General features: G+C 46.9%; 15 protein-coding genes. 9 read left to right on the forward strand and 6 right to left on the reverse strand.

Going from position 1 to position 17,371, the window contains the following annotated elements; genetic code table 11:
- Nucleotides 1–141: 141 nt before the first annotated feature.
- A complete protein-coding gene (locus GC130_RS22650; protein ID WP_193217956.1) occupies nt 142–4,206 on the reverse strand; it encodes a T9SS type A sorting domain-containing protein in 4,065 nt (1,354 codons plus the stop codon).
- A gap of 27 nt (nt 4,207–4,233) precedes the next feature.
- A complete protein-coding gene (locus GC130_RS22655; RefSeq protein ID WP_152000646.1) occupies nt 4,234–6,159 on the reverse strand; it encodes an OmpA family protein in 1,926 nt (641 codons plus the stop codon).
- A 90-nt stretch (nt 6,160–6,249) separates the two neighbouring features.
- Between GC130_RS22655 and GC130_RS22660 the strand changes: the two genes are divergently transcribed.
- Nucleotides 6,250–6,933 carry a hypothetical protein gene (locus GC130_RS22660; protein ID WP_152000647.1) on the forward strand — a complete coding sequence of 228 codons (684 nt, stop codon included), beginning with the start codon at nt 6,250–6,252 and terminating at the stop codon, nt 6,931–6,933.
- 174 nt (nt 6,934–7,107) lie between these two features.
- On the forward strand, nt 7,108–7,794 hold the full coding sequence (locus GC130_RS22665; RefSeq protein ID WP_152000648.1) for a hypothetical protein: 687 nt from the start codon (nt 7,108–7,110) through the stop codon (nt 7,792–7,794).
- Between the two features lie 12 nt (nt 7,795–7,806).
- Here GC130_RS22665 and GC130_RS22670 read toward each other — a convergent pair whose 3' ends face one another.
- Genes GC130_RS22670 through lepA form a run of 3 tightly spaced genes read right to left on the reverse strand, consistent with a single transcriptional unit; the run spans nt 7,807 to nt 11,102 of the window.
- Nucleotides 7,807–8,388 carry a 7-carboxy-7-deazaguanine synthase QueE gene (locus tag GC130_RS22670; RefSeq protein ID WP_152000649.1) on the reverse strand — a complete coding sequence of 194 codons (582 nt, stop codon included), beginning with the start codon at nt 8,386–8,388 and terminating at the stop codon, nt 7,807–7,809.
- A gap of 37 nt (nt 8,389–8,425) precedes the next feature.
- Nucleotides 8,426–9,304 carry a bifunctional 5,10-methylenetetrahydrofolate dehydrogenase/5,10-methenyltetrahydrofolate cyclohydrolase gene (locus GC130_RS22675; RefSeq protein WP_152000650.1) on the reverse strand — a complete coding sequence of 293 codons (879 nt, stop codon included), beginning with the start codon at nt 9,302–9,304 and terminating at the stop codon, nt 8,426–8,428.
- 10 nt (nt 9,305–9,314) lie between these two features.
- Nucleotides 9,315–11,102, reverse strand: coding sequence for a translation elongation factor 4 (gene lepA / locus GC130_RS22680; protein ID WP_152000651.1), 1,788 nt, complete (start codon nt 11,100–11,102; stop codon nt 9,315–9,317).
- 220 nt (nt 11,103–11,322) lie between these two features.
- On the opposite strand from lepA, the gene GC130_RS22685 reads away from it, so the two are divergent.
- The 7 genes from GC130_RS22685 to GC130_RS22715 all read left to right on the forward strand — a co-directional run bounded on the left by GC130_RS22685 (nt 11,323) and on the right by GC130_RS22715 (nt 16,206).
- Nucleotides 11,323–12,117 carry a hypothetical protein gene (locus GC130_RS22685; RefSeq protein ID WP_152000652.1) on the forward strand — a complete coding sequence of 265 codons (795 nt, stop codon included), beginning with the start codon at nt 11,323–11,325 and terminating at the stop codon, nt 12,115–12,117.
- A gap of 74 nt (nt 12,118–12,191) precedes the next feature.
- A complete protein-coding gene (locus GC130_RS22690; RefSeq protein ID WP_152000653.1) occupies nt 12,192–12,716 on the forward strand; it encodes a DUF2911 domain-containing protein in 525 nt (174 codons plus the stop codon).
- A gap of 153 nt (nt 12,717–12,869) precedes the next feature.
- Nucleotides 12,870–13,307 (forward strand): hypothetical protein, encoded by a 438-nt coding sequence (locus tag GC130_RS22695; RefSeq protein ID WP_152000654.1) that lies wholly within the window; start codon nt 12,870–12,872, stop codon nt 13,305–13,307.
- Nucleotides 13,308–13,310: 3 nt separating this feature from the next.
- Nucleotides 13,311–13,703, forward strand: coding sequence for a (deoxy)nucleoside triphosphate pyrophosphohydrolase (locus GC130_RS29130; protein ID WP_152000655.1), 393 nt, complete (start codon nt 13,311–13,313; stop codon nt 13,701–13,703).
- Nucleotides 13,704–13,862: 159 nt separating this feature from the next.
- A complete protein-coding gene (locus tag GC130_RS22705; protein ID WP_152000656.1) occupies nt 13,863–14,327 on the forward strand; it encodes a CBS domain-containing protein in 465 nt (154 codons plus the stop codon).
- A gap of 102 nt (nt 14,328–14,429) precedes the next feature.
- Complete coding sequence (locus GC130_RS22710) at nt 14,430–15,632, forward strand: XdhC family protein (protein ID WP_152000657.1); 1,203 nt, start codon at nt 14,430–14,432, stop codon at nt 15,630–15,632.
- Nucleotides 15,589–16,206: a nucleotidyltransferase family protein gene (locus tag GC130_RS22715; protein ID WP_152000658.1), complete on the forward strand. Its 618-nt coding sequence runs from the start codon at nt 15,589–15,591 to the stop codon at nt 16,204–16,206. Before GC130_RS22710 ends, GC130_RS22715 begins: the two co-directional genes overlap by 44 nt.
- Nucleotides 16,207–16,235: 29 nt before the next feature.
- Here GC130_RS22715 and GC130_RS22720 read toward each other — a convergent pair whose 3' ends face one another.
- On the reverse strand, nt 16,236–17,366 hold the full coding sequence (locus tag GC130_RS22720; protein WP_152000659.1) for an ABC transporter permease: 1,131 nt from the start codon (nt 17,364–17,366) through the stop codon (nt 16,236–16,238).
- Nucleotides 17,367–17,371: the final 5 nt, after the last annotated feature.

Below are 17,371 nucleotides of genomic sequence, written 5' to 3' on the forward strand. Positions count from 1 at the left end.
AATCAAGCGTTGTGAAATTTTCAAAACCCACATAAAATGCTGTTTTGCTTAATTTAATTTTTCGAGATCACGCAAATTGGGGGAGGTCGCCGAACAATATTTTGAGAATGTTAAGAAAAGTAAACTTGGAATAATCAATTTTTATTCTTTCAGTAATCGGAATTTTTTTTCGCCGTCGGTAAAATGGGCAATTAAGATGTAAATGCCCGGTTCTAAAGTGGTAAGGTTAACTTCTGTACTCTTTGAAATAACATTCATTTCCTTTTGAAGCATTTTTTGTCCGCCCATGTTAAGGATAGTTACACCAAGTAGTCCCCTGTATCTGTCAGGATGCCCCAGAGTGACGAAATTACCAGCAGGATTGGGGTATAAGCTCCATGTGTCAAGGCTATTTCCTGTGGCAGTCAGGGTGTTGTCGCTTTCTGTCTGAATCTTGAGGTCGTCGATGGACCAGCCCCAGCCATTGCTAAGCTGATCGGAGAAGAGTCTGAATCGGAAGATTACAGTGTCACCTTGGTTAAACGTGTCGAGCAAATTAACAGAATGCTGCACGTACAGCCCTTCATTACCCTTGCCTTCGTTATCGTAAGTGCTCAGCCAGGCTGCGTTATAACTTGCGTCATACCCATCCTCAATGGGCGTCCAGTTTGCTCCGTCTGTAGAGCCCTCCACTACAACAAAATCGTAGAATTCATCGTCTCCGAACACAGTTCCTGTTTCGCCGGTTTCAATAATGGCTATGTCACGGTACTTGAAGGTTGGGTTTTCGGCACTTATTACGATAGGAGTTAGCAGTTTGTAGACGTATGTAGTGTCTTCATCATAAGAATGCCTGGAGTGAATAGCCGACGACAAAAAACCAACCGGCGTTGCCACTGAAAAGCCATTGCCTGTAAAGTCGTTTGCCGCCAGAGGGTCATCAAAGGTGCTGGAATAGCTCAATGAGGGAGCCCTGAGATCCGACACCGCAGACTTCGAAATGGACACAAATTCTTTGCCTGATTTAAATGAGCGAAGAACCACCTCTATCTCACTTTCTCCATCAATGAAAAAATCAATACTTGTGTCTCCGGCAGTATTGGGGCCAAGCGTTTTGATTGCCTGATTATTTACGAGCACCTGAGTGCTGTCGTAAGTCGACCGTAGCTGAGCCTCCAGATTAACAAGGCCCGACGGCTTCACACCAAGCGATTGGATAAAGGGAGCCATCGTAACCTGTGGAACATTGGAAAGCTGTGCTGTATAAATACCTCTTCCGTGAGTGGCTATCACCACCTGATCATCCACCACCTTCATTTCCCAAACTGAAACAGCTGGTAAACCAGCCAGACGTGTCCATGATTGGCCAGCGTCAGCACTTTCGAAAATGCCTATTTCTGTCCCTGCCCAGATTACCGATGGGTCATTTGGCAGCACCAAAAGGGAATACACCGCTACGTCCGGAAAGCCCGCAACTCCATTGGCGCTACTTTCGAAGCCTGATTGATCCTGCCATGTTTGCCCCAAGTCTGTTGTTCTTACTACTTTAGGCAAACCAGCATATGAAAAAAGCACATAAGCTGTGCTGTCGTCCGCTGGGTGAGTAGCAATCCCCGTGATCACGCCTTTGAGCTGCGCATTGCCTGTGTAGTTGTTTACTTTTTTGAAAGTTTTTCCTCTGTCTGTGGATACTTGCAAGGTTTGATTGGAAGACATAGCGCCTCCTGCCCAAACGATCATTGAGTTGGCCTGAGAGACTTCAACGTTGGTGAACGAACCTCTGTATGACCAATCTGTGTCCATTTGGCCCGACACCCACTTATCGCCAAAGTCGGTTGACCTGTAAACTCCGTTTGTGCCAACACAGAAAAGTACTTCAGGCACAGATTTGGAGTTTCCCAGCCTTGAGAAAAAGGGGAAGTCAGTCTCTGTGTCGTCCTGAGGCAAACCGGAGACGGCAGGGATCCAGCTGCCAGGGGCGCCAAAGTTGGAAGACTTAAAAAAAGTATTGAACTGAGCAGACCCTATTACCTGCGCAGCATTTCCGTAGTTCCAGACTGCATCGAAGCCGTCGCCACCAATCACCCGTGTGTAGCTCGCATTGCCGCCAGGTGAGGTACCCTCCTGAGAGATGTTGGTCGAGTTATCCTGAAGGCCTCCAATATATTGGTCTACGCCTGGTCGTTTATCCACTCCGTAAAATTGCCCTGTAACCATGCCCGTTCCCGAAAATGTCCAATCTCCATTGGCGGTACCCGGGTCTTTGCTTACGGTCGAATGATAAACGCCACCATCGTTACTCGAAATTATTCTGAATGTAGAGTCCGAGGTGGAAATTGTGCCTGCTGTCAATGAATGGTGGTCGACATGGATGGAGGAAGTAGGGTTAATGACACTCCCCCCTGAAAATTCGGTATGTTCTCCATAACCATCGGCCACAATAGTTACCTGCTTTTTGAGCTTGCTTATGCTTGAAAATGTGATATTCAACTTTGAGTCCGGAAGGCTCTTGGGACTCCAGGCGCCTCCGCTAGCCAGCACCGGCCAAAGGTTGAGTTCCATCTGGTACTCATGACCACCATTTTTTGCAATCTCAGCATCTACTGTCGTCGAATAATCGACAAGATGAACAAAGAGGTACTCCCTGCTGTGCGTGCTACCGTCTCCTTCGGTGTTGGCTCCAATCAGTGTGAATTCCCCATCTTCCTGCTGGTCCCGAAATGAAGCCATCAGCTGCCTGTTATTGGTAACGTCCCAAACCTGAAAAGGGACTTCCACATAGTCTTTGTACAGGTACTGGGCTGCTGGCACTCCTGCACCCTGCTTGTTCACAGTGAATCTGGCTGCAAGCTGGTTGATGCCTGGCCCGAATCTTATTTCCACATCCACCAGTTCCTCAGCGGCAACGTCCCCGATTTCCAGCCCGGGTAAGTTGTTGCCGTTGAACGGCGTGAAATCGATAAACGATGAGGCACCAGTTTTTTCGAACGTCTCAACAGACTTGATGAGGGAAGGAGCGGAAGAGTCGATAGTGAATTTGAAGATGTTGACACCTGCCACGTAAACGACATTGTCGAGAAAGGGATGGAACATGATGGCGTTGTCGTAGTCGCCCTGCTCAAGAAAGTCAAAGTTGTTTTCGTCCTTCTCGGAAACATAAGCCCAGCTAGTTCCACCATCTTCGCTGATGAAAAGATCGGCACCTGCCTCTCCGCTCAGGCTTCCTTCGGCTGAGGCTGCTACTTTTAGCGGACTTTTTGCTGACACAGCCAATTCAATTCTTCCCGAGGACTTAAGGTTGGATGATGTGGCTGACCAGGTAGCACCTGCATCCGTAGATTTTAAAACATCTACCGCCCGCACGGCCGCATACTGCACCGAAAAATCGCCAGGTGCCGCTATTACCTGCTGAACGGGCTCATCGGAGGTGTACACCTTCGTCCATGTAGTTCCGCCGTCAGTGCTTCTGAAGATACCGGAAGTGGCTGTATTGAATGTGTTGGTTGATGTATTAGCACAGGCTATTACCAGGTTGGGGTTGTTTGGATCAACAATGATCCTGTTGACCACCCGGAACGAATTGTCAGCAACTGTTGAAGTTAACTGCACCCAGCTGGATCCACCGTCGGTCGACTTAAAAATGCCGGCGCCGCCGATGCCATCGAGGTTCCCAAAGCCTTCGCCCGTACCGGCATAAATAATTGCCGGACTGGTGGCGCAAACCGCCAGCGTAGCCGCAGCCAGGTTGGGCAAGTCTGGCGTCATATTTGTCCAGCTGGCGCCACTGTCTGTAGTTTTCCAGACACCCCCACCGGCAGACCCAGCCAGCCAGGTGTTGCCCGTGGCATCGTTTGGCATGACAACAAGTGCCCTTGTTCTGCCGGGTATGTTTCCAGGCCCCCTGGACTTCCAGTCCAGCACTGTCCCCAAAGTTCTGAAATTGGCCATTCTTGCCGTCGACCTTTCCAGCTCCTTTAGCTTATAATTAAAATCATATTCGGGGCCAGGCTTGCCGTCAGGTGTTCGCAACAGTCGGTGGAATTCAGCAAATCTGGAATAGCCATCCTGTTTTTCTTCACCCTCCCCTTCCTCGCTGATTTTCTCCAACAATCTTTGGTGCTTGATACTAAGTTTGGGCTGAATTTTGTTTAAAACTGGCGCCTGCTGTTTTAAAAAGACGGCCACCGTAGCGACAAGGCAAAGGCCTGCGGTTAAAACTCTCTTCATTTGGATCCCCATGTGCTGGTTAATGTGCTAAAGTATTCTGAACTCAATTCTTCTGTTAAGCTGCTTTCCTTCTTCCGTACTATTGTCAACTTTGGGTTTGGTTGATCCGTACCCTTTGTATTGAAGCCTTTCCTTTGGGATTCCCGCCTTGACTAAAAAATCATAAACCGATTTTGCCCTATTTGTCGACAGTTCCAAGTTGTGAGAAGTACTGCCCGTATTGTCAGTGTGCCCTTCTATTTCCATCCTTATCTGCTCGTTGTCTTTCAAAAACTTTATCACTTCGTCCAATTCTGTTTTAGACTTCTCTTTCAGCACATACTGGTCAACATCGAAAAATATATTCTTAAGTACCGACGTAGCTCCTGCTTTAATAGGCGTCAAATAGATATCAAGGACTTCAGGCTCCCTTGACTTTTTCTCCAGATAGTTAAATGTAAGGTTTTCAAACAGATAGCCTTTGCGGGTAACGTAAATAGAATACTCCTTGCCCTCGGTAAGCACTACAAAGTACTTTCCATCCACCTTGTCGGAGGTCACTTTGTAGTTAAGCGACGCATCGTTGATGTCGAACATCTCAATGGACGCTCCCAGTGGCTTTTTGGTCTCTATATCCATTACCCTGCCTGTGAGGAAATTACTTTTGTTTTGCACCCGAATTTCCTCAGGCACGTCAAATGTGTACAATGAGCTTTGAAAATCCCGGTTATTCTCTATCACCTCATGAGAGTAATAGGCTTTGGTGCCGTCAGAGGTGATAACCAGCGATACCTGATCGTCTTTTGTATTGATGGGGTAGCCAAGGTTCTTCGGCTGGGACCACTCAAGCCCATTTTTTTCACTCAGAAACAAGTCATACTTACCAAGCCCCTTATGCCCTGACGAGGAGAAGTACAAAGACTGGCCGTTGACGTGAATAAAAGGCGACAGGTCGTCGCCTTCCGTGTTGATAACGGGGCCGAGGTTCACCGGCTCCATCCAGTTGTCACGAGCCGACAGGGTGCTGACCCAAATATCTCTTTTCCCCTGCCCTCCCCTTCGGTCGCTCACAAAATAGAGTGTGCGACCGTCAGCCGATAGCGATGGTTGCGACTCCCAGCCGGAAGAATTGATTGGCTGGCCAATATTCTGAGGCTTGCCCCATGTATCTCCTTCCTTTTGAACAAAATAAAGATCGCAGCTCCCAAACCCTCCAGGTGCCTGGCAGGAGGTGAAAATCAGCATACGACCATCAGCAGAAACCGAACTAGTGCCTTCGTTCCTGTGTGAGTTAATCAGATCGGAAATGGGCTCTGGTTCCGACCAAACGCCTTCATCATTTTGCTCCGTTACATAAATATCCTCATCGTCGTTGGCAGTGTTACCTTTCCGAACAGTGAAGAAAAGCTGCTTCCCATCAGCTGTAACGGCCGGAAAGTACTGCATCACATACTTGTTGAGCGGAGCAGGCAGGGGCTCCGGATTGAACGGCAAGGGGTTGCTCATCAGGTCGAGCGCAAAATCAATATTCTTGATAAGATCCATCGCCAAGCCCTCTCTCCCTGCATTGTTTGGGTTGGTTTGAATATACCTTGATAGGTATTTCCTAGCCTCCTTATATTCGCCATTGTCGTAAATCATCAGGCCAAGGGCAAAGTAGGTGTCAAAATTTAGTTTATTAAGTGAGTCCACCGCCAGCGCTTCCCGGTACTGTGTCTCGGCAAGATCGTATCTCAGCAGCACCTTATAGGCTGAAGCAAGTCGCAGGTGAGCCTCTATAAATGAGGGATCACGCAACAAGGCACTTTGCAGTGATTCAATACCGCCGTTGAAGTCACGGCCTCTGATCTGCAGGGCCGATTGTTCGTAATATTTTATCGCCTTTTTATCTTCGGTGGTGTAAGTGGACTGGGCGGCCAGGTCAGCTATGCCGAAGAATAATATCACCACCAAAAGAGAAGCAAATCGTATCATCACACTAAATTAGCTATTATCCTATTATAAAAAATTGAATACATAACGGCAGAAGCCATAGATTTGTCTTCAACATCTATTTAAAGTATCATGATCAAAAGCTTTATCATTCTCCTAATTGTGTTTCTTGGTGATCAGGCCATTTCACCTGTAAAAGACTGCGAAGTACTTCTGGAAACTATTTCGGGCACTTACGATGGTGACTGTAAAAAAGGGCTGGCTGAGGGAACGGGTACTGCTAAAGGCATTGACACCTATATCGGTGAGTTCAAAAAAGGGCTGCCCGAAGGACAGGGGCGATACATTTGGAAGAATGGTGACTATTTCTCGGGAGACTTTGTAAAAGGTGTGAAAGAAGGCTATGGAGAAATGAAGATGAAAAGGGAAGGTCAAAAGGACAGCCTTCTTGCAGGATACTGGATCAAAGATATTTTCGTAGGAGCTTCAAATTTGCCCTACAGAGAATCGCACTCCAGCAATATCAAAAGTGTAATGATTGAAGAAATAACTGAGAACGGGTCGGAAATAATGATTGTTTATGCCAGGAACAAGCAATCGGTAGTGGCAGACGGGCTGAGGTTGGTGAGTGATCAGGAGGTTAAGCCGTTGTCGGAATTTGAATACACCGTGCTGCGCAAGCTGGACTTTCCATTTACTGGTGCAAAACTAGACTTCCGCAGCCAGGCACCGGTTGGTTCTGCCATTTTAGAATACCATGTTGAATTCGACATATTCAAAAAAGCGAGGTGGCTGATCACAATCGAGGTTTATTGAGACTATACTGAGCTTCTCCAAGCTCTTTCAACAAGCGTTTGTCCAAAAAAACTGAATTCTTTGCCTCCAGATTGACTTTTCATATAGATTTACTCCCCCTGTTTGGGTTATATTGTATCTTCCAGTAAGTGCTTTTGAAAAGCAACCTGTTGTAGCCTAAAACCTAAACTCAATATGAACACATTTTTTACACTACTTTTTGCCGGGTTGTTTCTTTTTTTAGGGCCGGACCCAACCATTCAGAAAGACTGCGAGGTACTGATGGAAACGCTCGCCCTTGAGTACGATGGTGAATGCAAAAAAGGGCTTGCTCATGGTATTGGTAAGGCACTCGGTTCTCACACCTATGAGGGGAGCTTCAAGAAAGGCTACCCGGACGGCGTAGGCACTTACACCTGGTCGAATGGAAACCTTTATAAGGGTGAATTCAAAAATGGTCTCAAAGATGGTAAGGGTGAGCTCTATATCAGAAAACTTGGCGTGCCAGATAGCATCGTAACCGGCTACTGGGACAAAGACAAGTACGTTGGTGAGTACGTTTCTTCTTACACTGTGGGACAAAAGCGGAATATTCTCAGAACAAGGTTTGTGCATATGGCCGACACCCCCAACCAGGTCGAAATACTAATTCAGCGAAACGGGCTACCGATTGGGGTTAGTCAGCTGCAAGCTTCGGCCGACAAGTCGCCTATGTTTGAAAGTAGCCAAACTATCGTGGCTTTTACCAAGGTGGTGTATCCGCTGACCAATGCCACTATTAATTTCTATGCGCCCAGCGCTTTCAACTCCTACCAGCTCGACTGCGAGCTAAACTTCGAAATTTACCGGGAAGGGCACTGGCGGATTTTTATACAGATATAGAGCATTCCTGAATTAAGGAATATTCAGGTATTTGTGCACCTGAAGTGAAACCTGCCACTGCGGGTTGGCTTTGATGTAGTCAATGATCAGAGGTGTCACCTTTTCCTGCTGTGACCATTCGGGCTGTAGAAACAGTCGGCAATTTTTGCCAACAAGGGCTTCGTACTTCTCGGCCCATTTAAAGTCTGACTTGTTGTAGACGATCACCTTAAGCTCATCTGCCGCCAAAGCTACTTCTGGAAGCGGCTCTTTGAATTTTTTCGGGGAAAAGCACACCCAGTCCCAACTTCCCGAAAGCGGATAGGCGCCAGACGTTTCGATATGGGTTCTGAATCCTTTGTCTTTAAGCTGACTGGTCAGTTCTTCGAGGTTGTACATCAGGGGCTCCCCACCAGTAACAACAGCCACTCTTGCCGGAAACTGCAAAGCTTCCTTCACTATCCTGGCAACTTCTGTATCTGGATGAGCCGCCGCTTCCCAGCTCTCCTTTACATCGCACCACACGCAGCCCACATCGCAACCACCAAGGCGAATGAAATAGGCAGCATGCCCCTGGAAAGCTCCTTCACCCTGTATGGTATAGAAAGCTTCCATTAACGGAAGGGCTGTTTTTATTGAAGGCAATATGGTATCAGGCTGTTTCAAGAAGCATTTCGTAGGCACGAAGCGTGTTCATCAACAATGACGCAATGGTCATTGGCCCCACGCCTCCCGGCACTGGCGTAATATAAGACGCTTTTGGTGCCACGTTGTCATAGTCCACATCACCTACCAGCCTAAAGCCGGATTTCCTGGTAGGGTCGTCGATTCTCGTAGTTCCCACGTCTACCACCACCGCACCATCCTTCACCATGTCGGCAGTGACAAGGTGTGGTTTGCCTACGGCCACCAGCAGGATGTCGGCATTTTTGGTGTATTGAGAAATGTTTTCGGTGTATTTGTGGCAAAGTGTTACTGTGGCTTGTCCCTGCTGGGTCATGAGTATGCCCAGCGGTGCTCCCACCAGCCTACTTGCACCTACCACCACACAATACTTTCCTTTGGTTTCAATCTTGTAGCGATTCAACAGCTCCATCACCCCAAAAGGAGTAGCAGGCATTAGCAAAGGGGTTTGCGAACCTATACTTCCAAAGTTCTGGTTGGTAAACCCATCAACATCTTTCTCGGCCGAGATACTTTCAGTCACTTTTTCTACTGAAATATGCTCCGGCAAAGGCAACTGCACGATAAAACCATCGATGTCTGTATCGGCGTTAAATTGCTCTATATGCTTGATGAGCTTTTCCTCAGAGATGGTCTTGGCAAAGTGCATAAGCGTGAAGTCGAACCCAACTTCCTTACAAGCCTTGATCTTACCATTCACGTAGGTGTGGCTTGCCCCGTCATCACCAACAATAATGATGGCCAAATGAGGTGCTCTCTTACCCTGAGCCACCAATTCGTTTACTTTGGCTGCAATCTCCTGCTTAATTTCTGCAGCTACCTTTTTACCATCAAGTATCTGAGGCATCTTTTATGGTTTAGTCTATTTTCAATACCGCCATAAAGGCTTCCTGTGGAATTTCCACATTGCCTACCTGGCGCATCCGTTTCTTACCTTTTTTCTGCTTTTCAAGTAGCTTACGCTTACGGCTAATATCACCACCGTAGCACTTAGCCAACACGTTTTTACGCATGGCTTTCACAGTTTCCCTGGAGATGATTTTCGCCCCAATGGCCGCCTGAATCGCTATTTCAAACATTTGGCGTGGCAACAACTCACGCAATTTTTCGCAGAGCTTCTTGCCCCAATCGTAAGCCTTGTCCCGGTGCACAATGGCCGAAAGGGCATCGACCCGCTCACCATTGAGCATGATATCGAGCTTCACCATGTTCGACTGACGATAGCCTATCAGCTCATAGTCGAGAGAAGCATAGCCCCTGGAAATTGTTTTCAGCTTATCGAAGAAGTCAAATACGATTTCTGACAGCGGCAGTTCGAACGTCAGCTCTACCCTGTCGGAGGTAAGGTATACCTGGTTTTTTATTTCGCCACGCTTGTCGATACATAGAGAGATGATGGGGCCGATGTATTCTGATTTACTTATTATCTGCGCCCTGATAAAAGGCTCTTCGATGAAATCTAAAGCAATGGGGTCAGGCATTTCCGACGGTGCACTTACTTTCAGCATTTCCCCGCCCTTGAGCGTGGCATGAAACCGCACAGAAGGCACTGTGGTGATCACAGTCATGTCAAACTCCCGCTCCAGGCGCTCCTGGATAATTTCCATGTGAAGCATGCCAAGAAAACCGCACCTAAAGCCAAAGCCAAGAGCTGCTGAAGTCTCTGGTTCCCAAACGAGGGAGGCATCATTGAGCTGTAGCTTTTCCATTGATGCCCTAAGCTCTTCGTATTCCGAAGTTTCAACAGGATAAATGCCTGCAAAAACCATCGGCTTCACATCTTCAAAACCCTTGATGGCAACGGCCGCTGGCCTGTCCACATGGGTGATCGTGTCTCCTACTTTTACTTCCTTGGCCACTTTTATGCCAGAGATCAGGTACCCAACATTACCAGCGCTAATTTCTGCTTTTGGTGATTGTTTGAGTTTGAGTACGCCAATTTCGTCCACATCGTAAATGCTGCCGATATTCATGAATTTTACCTTTTCTCCTTTTTTCATGGTGCCATTGAACACCCTGAAAATAACCTCAACGCCTCTGAAAGAGTTGAAAACGGAGTCAAATATCATCGCCTGCAAGGGGCCGTTAGGATCTCCCTTGGGTGGCTTGATCCTCTGAACGATAGCCTCCAGTATCTCGTCTATGCCAATACCTTCTTTTCCGCTGGCCAATAGAATCTCTTCCCGGGTACAACCGAGCAATTCCACCACCTGGTCTTTTACCTCCTCCACCATAGCGCCGGGCAAGTCAATTTTGTTGAGCACCGGTATGATCTCGAGGTCGTGATTTAAAGCCAGGTACAGATTGGAAATGGTCTGCGCTTCAATGCCCTGAGATGCATCAACAATCAAAAGTGCCCCTTCGCAGGCGGCAATGGAGCGTGATACCTCGTAAGAAAAGTCAACGTGGCCTGGTGTGTCAATCAGGTTGAGCACGTAATCCTTGCCACCACTCTTGTAGTTCATTTGAATGGCGTGGCTCTTAATGGTGATGCCTCGCTCCCGCTCCAAGTCCATGTTGTCAAGAAGCTGATTCTGCCTTTCCCGATCAGTGATGGTGTGAGTGGCCTCAAGGAGCCTGTCAGCAAGGGTGCTTTTACCGTGATCTATGTGTGCTATTATGCAGAAATTGCGGATGTGATCCATACGTTCCTTTAAAAGTCTGCAAAATTAGGTAATAATTTATGATTTGAAGAGCCTGTGCAAACAAAGTTTGGGATTGTGGAATATCAACTGGCCTGTATTTCAGCGATCTGCAATTTTCTGACAGGCAAAACCGCCATTTTTTTGTGAATTGTGATTTTGAGGTGCAACATTCCAACCATTTGTCACCAAATTTGTCTCTTAATACCAAAAAAAATAGTGTATGAAGAAGATTGCAATCATTGCAGTGGTGGGGTTGGGGTTTTTGTTCTCGTGCAGCCTCGATAGTGACGAATTTCAAGGCCCTATCACAAGCAAAATTAATGTAACAATGCTGGAAGACGTAAGTGGAGAAGATCCATTCTTTCAAATCTTATTTGAGTCAACCAATCTGTATGAATGTTCCAATTACAATATCTTAATGACAGTAGATGCAGATGAAAACAAACTTGATATCGTATTCAATGAGATTTACAAAAACAGTACTTGCCGCTCCGAAACCGGCCCAGCCTACAATGTTTATTCTTTTTCAAAAATTGTAAATGGAACGTACAACTTAAGCCTGAAAGTGAAAGACAAGCCAGCGTCTACAGGCACTCTTGTTATTTCAGACACTGGCTATACGCTGGACATGACGGAAAGCGATGACTTTGCGTTTGTGAACCCCCAGGTTTACCGAATGCCCGAAGGCATACTTTGGGGCAGCATCCAGAAATATTCCGAATCGCAGCAGTCGAACACTCTTGTAGATAACTTTTTTGACCTCCTTAGCGACAACGGGCTTGCCGACACTGCGCTGGTGAAAGGCGACTACACTTATTTTCTTATCGATGAAGAAAATAAAGTATCCCTCAGGCGGGCAAGCGCCACTCCAGCTGGCACGTCTGCTTTCGTTTTTTATCTGGACGAAGATTCAGTAAGCAGAAACAATCTGAAAATTGCCATATCAGACTTCAGAGGTAAATACTCACAGTATGTGAAGGTGGATATGTTTGACTGGATCGGAACCATTTATTGAAACGAACATCAAAGCCAAAACATTTTGGGTTGCTGGTTCGTCTACAGTGGTATCCTTTAACTAAATCACAAACCATGAAAACTAGCTACAAAATTTTTGCGCTTTGTTTGGGACTCTTCACCATTGCTTTTGGCAACCTCCTCGCCCAGGACAAACCAAGCCCTGCTGCGTCAGTATCAGAAAAGATAAAGAGTGGAGCCACCGTATCAATCAATTACAGCTCACCTGCTTTGAAGGGCAGAACAATGGGGAAAGACGTGGAGCCAATGGAAGGCAAGGTATGGAGAGCTGGGGCTAACAACGCCACTGTATTCGAAGTTGACAAAGATGTAAAAATAGAAGGCAAGGCACTTCCAGCTGGAAAATACGCATTTTTTACATTGAAAAACGGTGACGACTGGACACTTATCTTCAACAAAACCTGGGACACCTGGGGCGCTTTTGACTACGAAAAAAATAAGGGAGAAGATGCTCTGCAAGTAAGTGTAAAGCCGAAAAAAGCTGTAACTGCCTCCGAAAGGTTGACCTACACGATAGACAAGTCGGGCAAAGTGAGCCTGCTATGGGGCGACCTGGACGTTTCGTTCAACGTAAAATAATCAGACCGAAATCAACGTAAAAAGCGGGCAGGGCTCGCTTTTTTTTTGTTTTGCCCAGTAGGGATGCAGAGGACTATAACTGTTTATTCCTTAAATTGATGGGGCGAGGGTATCCGGCGTTCCGTCGGCCTGCATTTACTCCAAGCTTATCCTATGACAAAAGCGCTATTTTTCCTGACAGTTTTGGTGCTTTTGGACGGATGCTCCAAAGTTGATCCGATGGAGGAAGCCATCAATAGAAAGAATGTTGAGGTCAGTGGCGTCTGGGTTTGGGTAAATACAAAGTACCCTACACCTTTTGGTGCTATCACCGTCAGCACGCTAAAAACAGGTATTCTATATAAGGTGCTTATCTCTGGTAAAAACGCCGAGGTTTTTCGTGAAGACCGCCTGGTTCAAAAGTTTAGCTTCGAGATAAGACGTGCCAACGAGGAGTACTATCTTGACATTTTAACCAAGCAGGAAATAGAGTACTCAGCTATCGATATGCTGGGCGGCAAGATTTCGCTCGACAAGAAAGACCTCACCTTGTCATTTCAAAATAACACTTTCAAATCGGACATGCTACTCAGCAGAGTAGAGATTTTCTAGCCCATGCTTTCAGTTGTTTGTGCGATTATTATAAGTGGGTCAAAAATTTTGGTAACGAAACGTCCTGCTCACAAAAAAGAGGGCCTCAAATGGGAATTCCCCGGAGGCAAAGTTGAACCGGGAGAAACGGAGCAAGAAGCGCTCACCCGGGAAATCAGGGAAGAGTTGTCCATTGAGGTGAGTCCCACTGAGAAAATTGGCACCGTATCCATAGAGGTGCCCCGCATCGACCTGACAGCTTGGAATTGCCGGTGGATAAGCGGAGACGTGCACCTTACCGAACACCTGGCTTTTGACTGGGTAGATTTCAACAACATGGAGGCTTTGGAATTGAGCAGGGCTGATGTGCTCCTGATCCCTCAAATAAAATCTTATATCGAAGATTTTGTTTCGTAAAAATATTATTCTGCAAATTCTGAAATCTCAAAACTATGTACTGATTTTACAGAAAACATAGTCAGTCTAGTTTGAATCCTCCTGATAGTTCCGTAACTTATACTTCCTGATTTATCCAGGCTCATTATATAACCTATCATATCACTTAAACAACTGACAATGAATTTTACTCCCCCAAAAGATACTGGTACTACCAGGACTGTCGAACCCATTAAATACGCCCCCGTTACCGACTACATGGTCAAGGATGTCTTCACTTTTCATCCAGATCAAAATATTCAGGAAGCCATCGACCTTATGTTGGACAAGCGGATATCTGGCGGCCCTGTGTTGAATGACGTCGGCGAGTTGGTAGGAATGCTTTCGGAAAAAGACTGCCTGAGAATTATTATTGATTCTGCTTACCATAATCACCCAAATCACGAGGGGAAAGTAAAAAATTACATGTCGAGAAAAGTGAAAACCATGGATGTTGATAAAGACATTTTTGATGTGGCCAATGAGTTTCTCACTACTCATTTTCGCAGGTTTCCTGTGATTGACAGCAAAGGTGTGCTGAAAGGCCAGATCAGCAGACGGGACATCATGAAAGCAGCAAGAGATTTAAAAGGCACCACCTGGTGAAACTTGATTGGTCTTAAATATGTATTAACTAACCCCTTCATGGGGTTTATTTTTTGAATGGGTGGATAGAATTGATGAAGAGTTGTAAATTGAGTTGATATTATGAAAGAGGCAAAAAGCATCATTGAGGCTTACAGAAAAGTTAATTTTTCAACTCAAAAAGCTGCGTTGGCCACTGTTATGCGGGTGCATGGTTCGTCGTACAGAAGGCCGGGTGCGAGAATGCTGATGACGGACGACGGACGCTGGACAGGTGCCATCAGCGGTGGCTGCCTGGAAGGTGACGCACTCCGCAAGGCCCGTCAGGCAATTCTCAACAATCGTCCTTCGCTTGTTACATACGACACCATGGACGACAATAGCGCCACCAGCCTGGGCGTCGGCCTCGGCTGCAATGGCATCATCGACGTGCTGATTGAGCCCATCAATGAGCTGGATGTTTTCAACTCTATTCACCTGCTTGAAAAGTTCGTGGAGAGAGGTGAGCTGGCTGTGCTGGCCACGGTGTTCGACTCTTCTATCGCTGAAAATCCATATCAGGGCCAGAGGTTTTTACTCAATGGATTGGGTGAAAAATACAGTACTATCGGCCATGCAAATTTAGAAGCGCTCATAGCTGCCGATGCTCAAAAAGCCTTTGTGGCAAACCGGCCTGCCATCTGCCAATACACGGTCGATGAGGCTATGGTGGAAGTGCTGGTAGAAACGCTGCACCCTGGCATTCAGTTGGTGGTCTTTGGTGGTGGTTTCGATGCGGCGCCAGTAACGTCGATGGCGAAAAACCTGGGCTGGGCAGTGACAGTGACCGACGACTGTATCGCTCACCTCGGTGCTAAGCGTTTTCCCGATGCTGAGAATGTGACCCTCTGCCAACGAGACCACGTGTCTACTGATATCATATTCAAAAGATTCAGCGCTGCCATTCTTATGTCGCACAATTACAAGTACGATTACGCCGTACTCAAAGAGCTGATCAAAAACCCACCGGCGTACCTGGGCATTATGGGCCCTAAGAAGCGTTTCGATAAAATGGTTGACCAGTTGAAGGAAGAGGGTATTTACCCGGGAGATGCCTGGGCAGCTACCGTTCACTCACCCATAGGTCTTGACCTGGGTGCAGAAACACCCGATGAAATTGCATTGTCGGTCATTGCCGAGATTCAGGCATTTTTCAACAATTCCAAAGGTGGCTACCTGAAACACCTTGACGGCCCCATACACGACCGCAGCGCCTACGACGACCGACTGTTAAACAATATTTATGAGCAGCTCAATGCCTCAAGCTCCAAAAAAGGCAAAGCTTAGCATCGTTCTGCTGGCGGCAGGCTCGTCTTCCCGGCTAGGGCAGGCCAAGCAGCTGCTACCGTTCAAAAACTCAACCCTGGTACGCCATCGTGTCACAACAATTACGCAAGCGCTTGCAAACGAATACAATGTTTTTGTTGTAACTGGTGCCAAACGGGAAGAAGTTTGCAAAGAACTGACTGGTCTTTCGTACACCGAAGTATACAACGACCAGTTTTCCGAAGGTATGAGCACCTCGATAAAAGCAGGACTGAGCTTCCTTCCGCCAGATGCTGAAGCCGTCATGTTTCTGCTGGTGGATCAGCCGTTTGTCTCGGAAAAACACCTCTCAGAAATGGTCGGTAAATGGCTCAACGACCAAAGTAAAGTCTTAGGTGCGGCCTATTCCGGAATCATTGGTGTTCCGGCCATTTTCCCCCGCAGCTATTTCGAACAACTATTGCTACTGAAAGGAGACCAGGGCGCCAGAAAAATTATAAAGAATTTATCTGACGCCGAAGTCCTCAGCTACCCACTGCCTGAAGCGAGCGTTGACCTTGACACTTTGGAGGATCTGAAGGCTATTGGGCTTTGACTCAGCAAAAGCCTCATCCTGTTCCTTACCTAGGCCGTCTTTTTATAGTTCAAAATCGCCAGTCCGTTCAACAACACAGCGTAACCGAAAATCACTGCGAAAAAGAACCTGGTCTCCTGCCAGCCAGCACCTTTAAGCATCACAAGTCGCACAAACTCTATAAAGTACCGGATCGGGTTGAACAAAGTGATGGTTTGGGCCCAGCCAGGCATATTTTCAATGGCGGTGAAGAGTCCACCCATCAGAATAAAAACAACCAGAAAAAACCAGGCAAGGAACATGGCCTGCTGCTGCGTGTCGGTAAGCGTAGAAATCAACAGGCCAAAGCCAAGAATCAAAAGCAGGTAGACGGCGGAAAATGCATAGATAAGCCCTACGCTACCTACAAACGGGATATTAAACACCACCTTCGCAACCATAAGCCCTATTGATAACACCATGAGGCCAAGCAGCCAGAAAGGCAAAAGCTTGCCAATCACAAACTGGTATTTCTGAATGGGCGTTACATTGATCTGCTCGATTGTGCCGATCTCTTTTTCTCTTACAATATTCATTGAGCTCAAAAATGCACCAATCATCGTGACCAAAAGCACCAAAATGCCGGGCACCATAAAGGTCTTGTAATTGAGCTCTGGATTGAACCAGAAAGACGACTCGACATTAATCACTTGCCGGGCAATGGGCTGACCGCTCGCCACCACCCTCATTTGCAGCGCTGCCACCTCCCGCTGATTATAGTCGCCAAGGATTCTGCCAAAGTAATAGTTGGCCAGACCAGCTTTCGTGCCGTCAATAGCATTCACTATCACCTGCAATTGCTGTGGTTCTTTCCGAACCAGCTTCTTTTCCATGCCCGCCGGTATTTCCACTACCAGATCAGCCTCGTTTTTGTCAAGAGCCGCTGCGGCTTCCGCATGGTCGAAACCAGTTCCTGCTATGGTAAAGTAGCCCGAGGCAGTCAAATCACGGTAGAGTTGTCGGCTTGCGCTGCTCTGGTCATTGTCCATCCAGTATACCTTCAGGTTTTTGATTTCGAAGTCGGCAGCGTAGCTCAACACAATCAGCTGCAGCACCGGCATCACAAACAAAATGGGCAGGTTGGTCTTGTTGCGGAAAATCTGCAAAAACTCTTTCTGTATGAGGTAAAGAATAATTCTCATGGTGT

Origin of the sequence: Imperialibacter sp. EC-SDR9 (assembly GCF_902498805.1) — a bacterium.
In the GTDB taxonomy this organism is placed as follows: domain Bacteria; phylum Bacteroidota; class Bacteroidia; order Cytophagales; family Cyclobacteriaceae; genus Imperialibacter.

Excerpts from the sequence above, each read along its gene's own strand:
- GC130_RS22710 (WP_152000657.1), top strand. The coding sequence starts at position 14,430 with ATGAAAGAGGCAAAAAGCATCATTGAGGCTTACAGAAAAGTTAATTTT.
- GC130_RS22655 (WP_152000646.1), bottom strand. The coding sequence starts at position 6,159 with ATGATACGATTTGCTTCTCTTTTGGTGGTGATATTATTCTTCGGCATA.
- GC130_RS29130 (WP_152000655.1), top strand. The coding sequence starts at position 13,311 with ATGCTTTCAGTTGTTTGTGCGATTATTATAAGTGGGTCAAAAATTTTG.
- GC130_RS22690 (WP_152000653.1), top strand. The coding sequence starts at position 12,192 with ATGAAAACTAGCTACAAAATTTTTGCGCTTTGTTTGGGACTCTTCACC.
- lepA (WP_152000651.1), bottom strand. The coding sequence starts at position 11,102 with ATGGATCACATCCGCAATTTCTGCATAATAGCACACATAGATCACGGT.
- GC130_RS22715 (WP_152000658.1), top strand. The coding sequence starts at position 15,589 with ATGAGCAGCTCAATGCCTCAAGCTCCAAAAAAGGCAAAGCTTAGCATC.
- GC130_RS22660 (WP_152000647.1), top strand. The coding sequence starts at position 6,250 with ATGATCAAAAGCTTTATCATTCTCCTAATTGTGTTTCTTGGTGATCAG.
- GC130_RS22720 (WP_152000659.1), bottom strand. The coding sequence starts at position 17,366 with ATGAGAATTATTCTTTACCTCATACAGAAAGAGTTTTTGCAGATTTTC.
- GC130_RS22705 (WP_152000656.1), top strand. The coding sequence starts at position 13,863 with ATGAATTTTACTCCCCCAAAAGATACTGGTACTACCAGGACTGTCGAA.
- GC130_RS22670 (WP_152000649.1), bottom strand. The coding sequence starts at position 8,388 with ATGGAAGCTTTCTATACCATACAGGGTGAAGGAGCTTTCCAGGGGCAT.
- GC130_RS22685 (WP_152000652.1), top strand. The coding sequence starts at position 11,323 with ATGAAGAAGATTGCAATCATTGCAGTGGTGGGGTTGGGGTTTTTGTTC.
- GC130_RS22675 (WP_152000650.1), bottom strand. The coding sequence starts at position 9,304 with ATGCCTCAGATACTTGATGGTAAAAAGGTAGCTGCAGAAATTAAGCAG.
- GC130_RS22695 (WP_152000654.1), top strand. The coding sequence starts at position 12,870 with ATGACAAAAGCGCTATTTTTCCTGACAGTTTTGGTGCTTTTGGACGGA.
- GC130_RS22665 (WP_152000648.1), top strand. The coding sequence starts at position 7,108 with ATGAACACATTTTTTACACTACTTTTTGCCGGGTTGTTTCTTTTTTTA.
- GC130_RS22650 (WP_193217956.1), bottom strand. The coding sequence starts at position 4,206 with ATGAAGAGAGTTTTAACCGCAGGCCTTTGCCTTGTCGCTACGGTGGCC.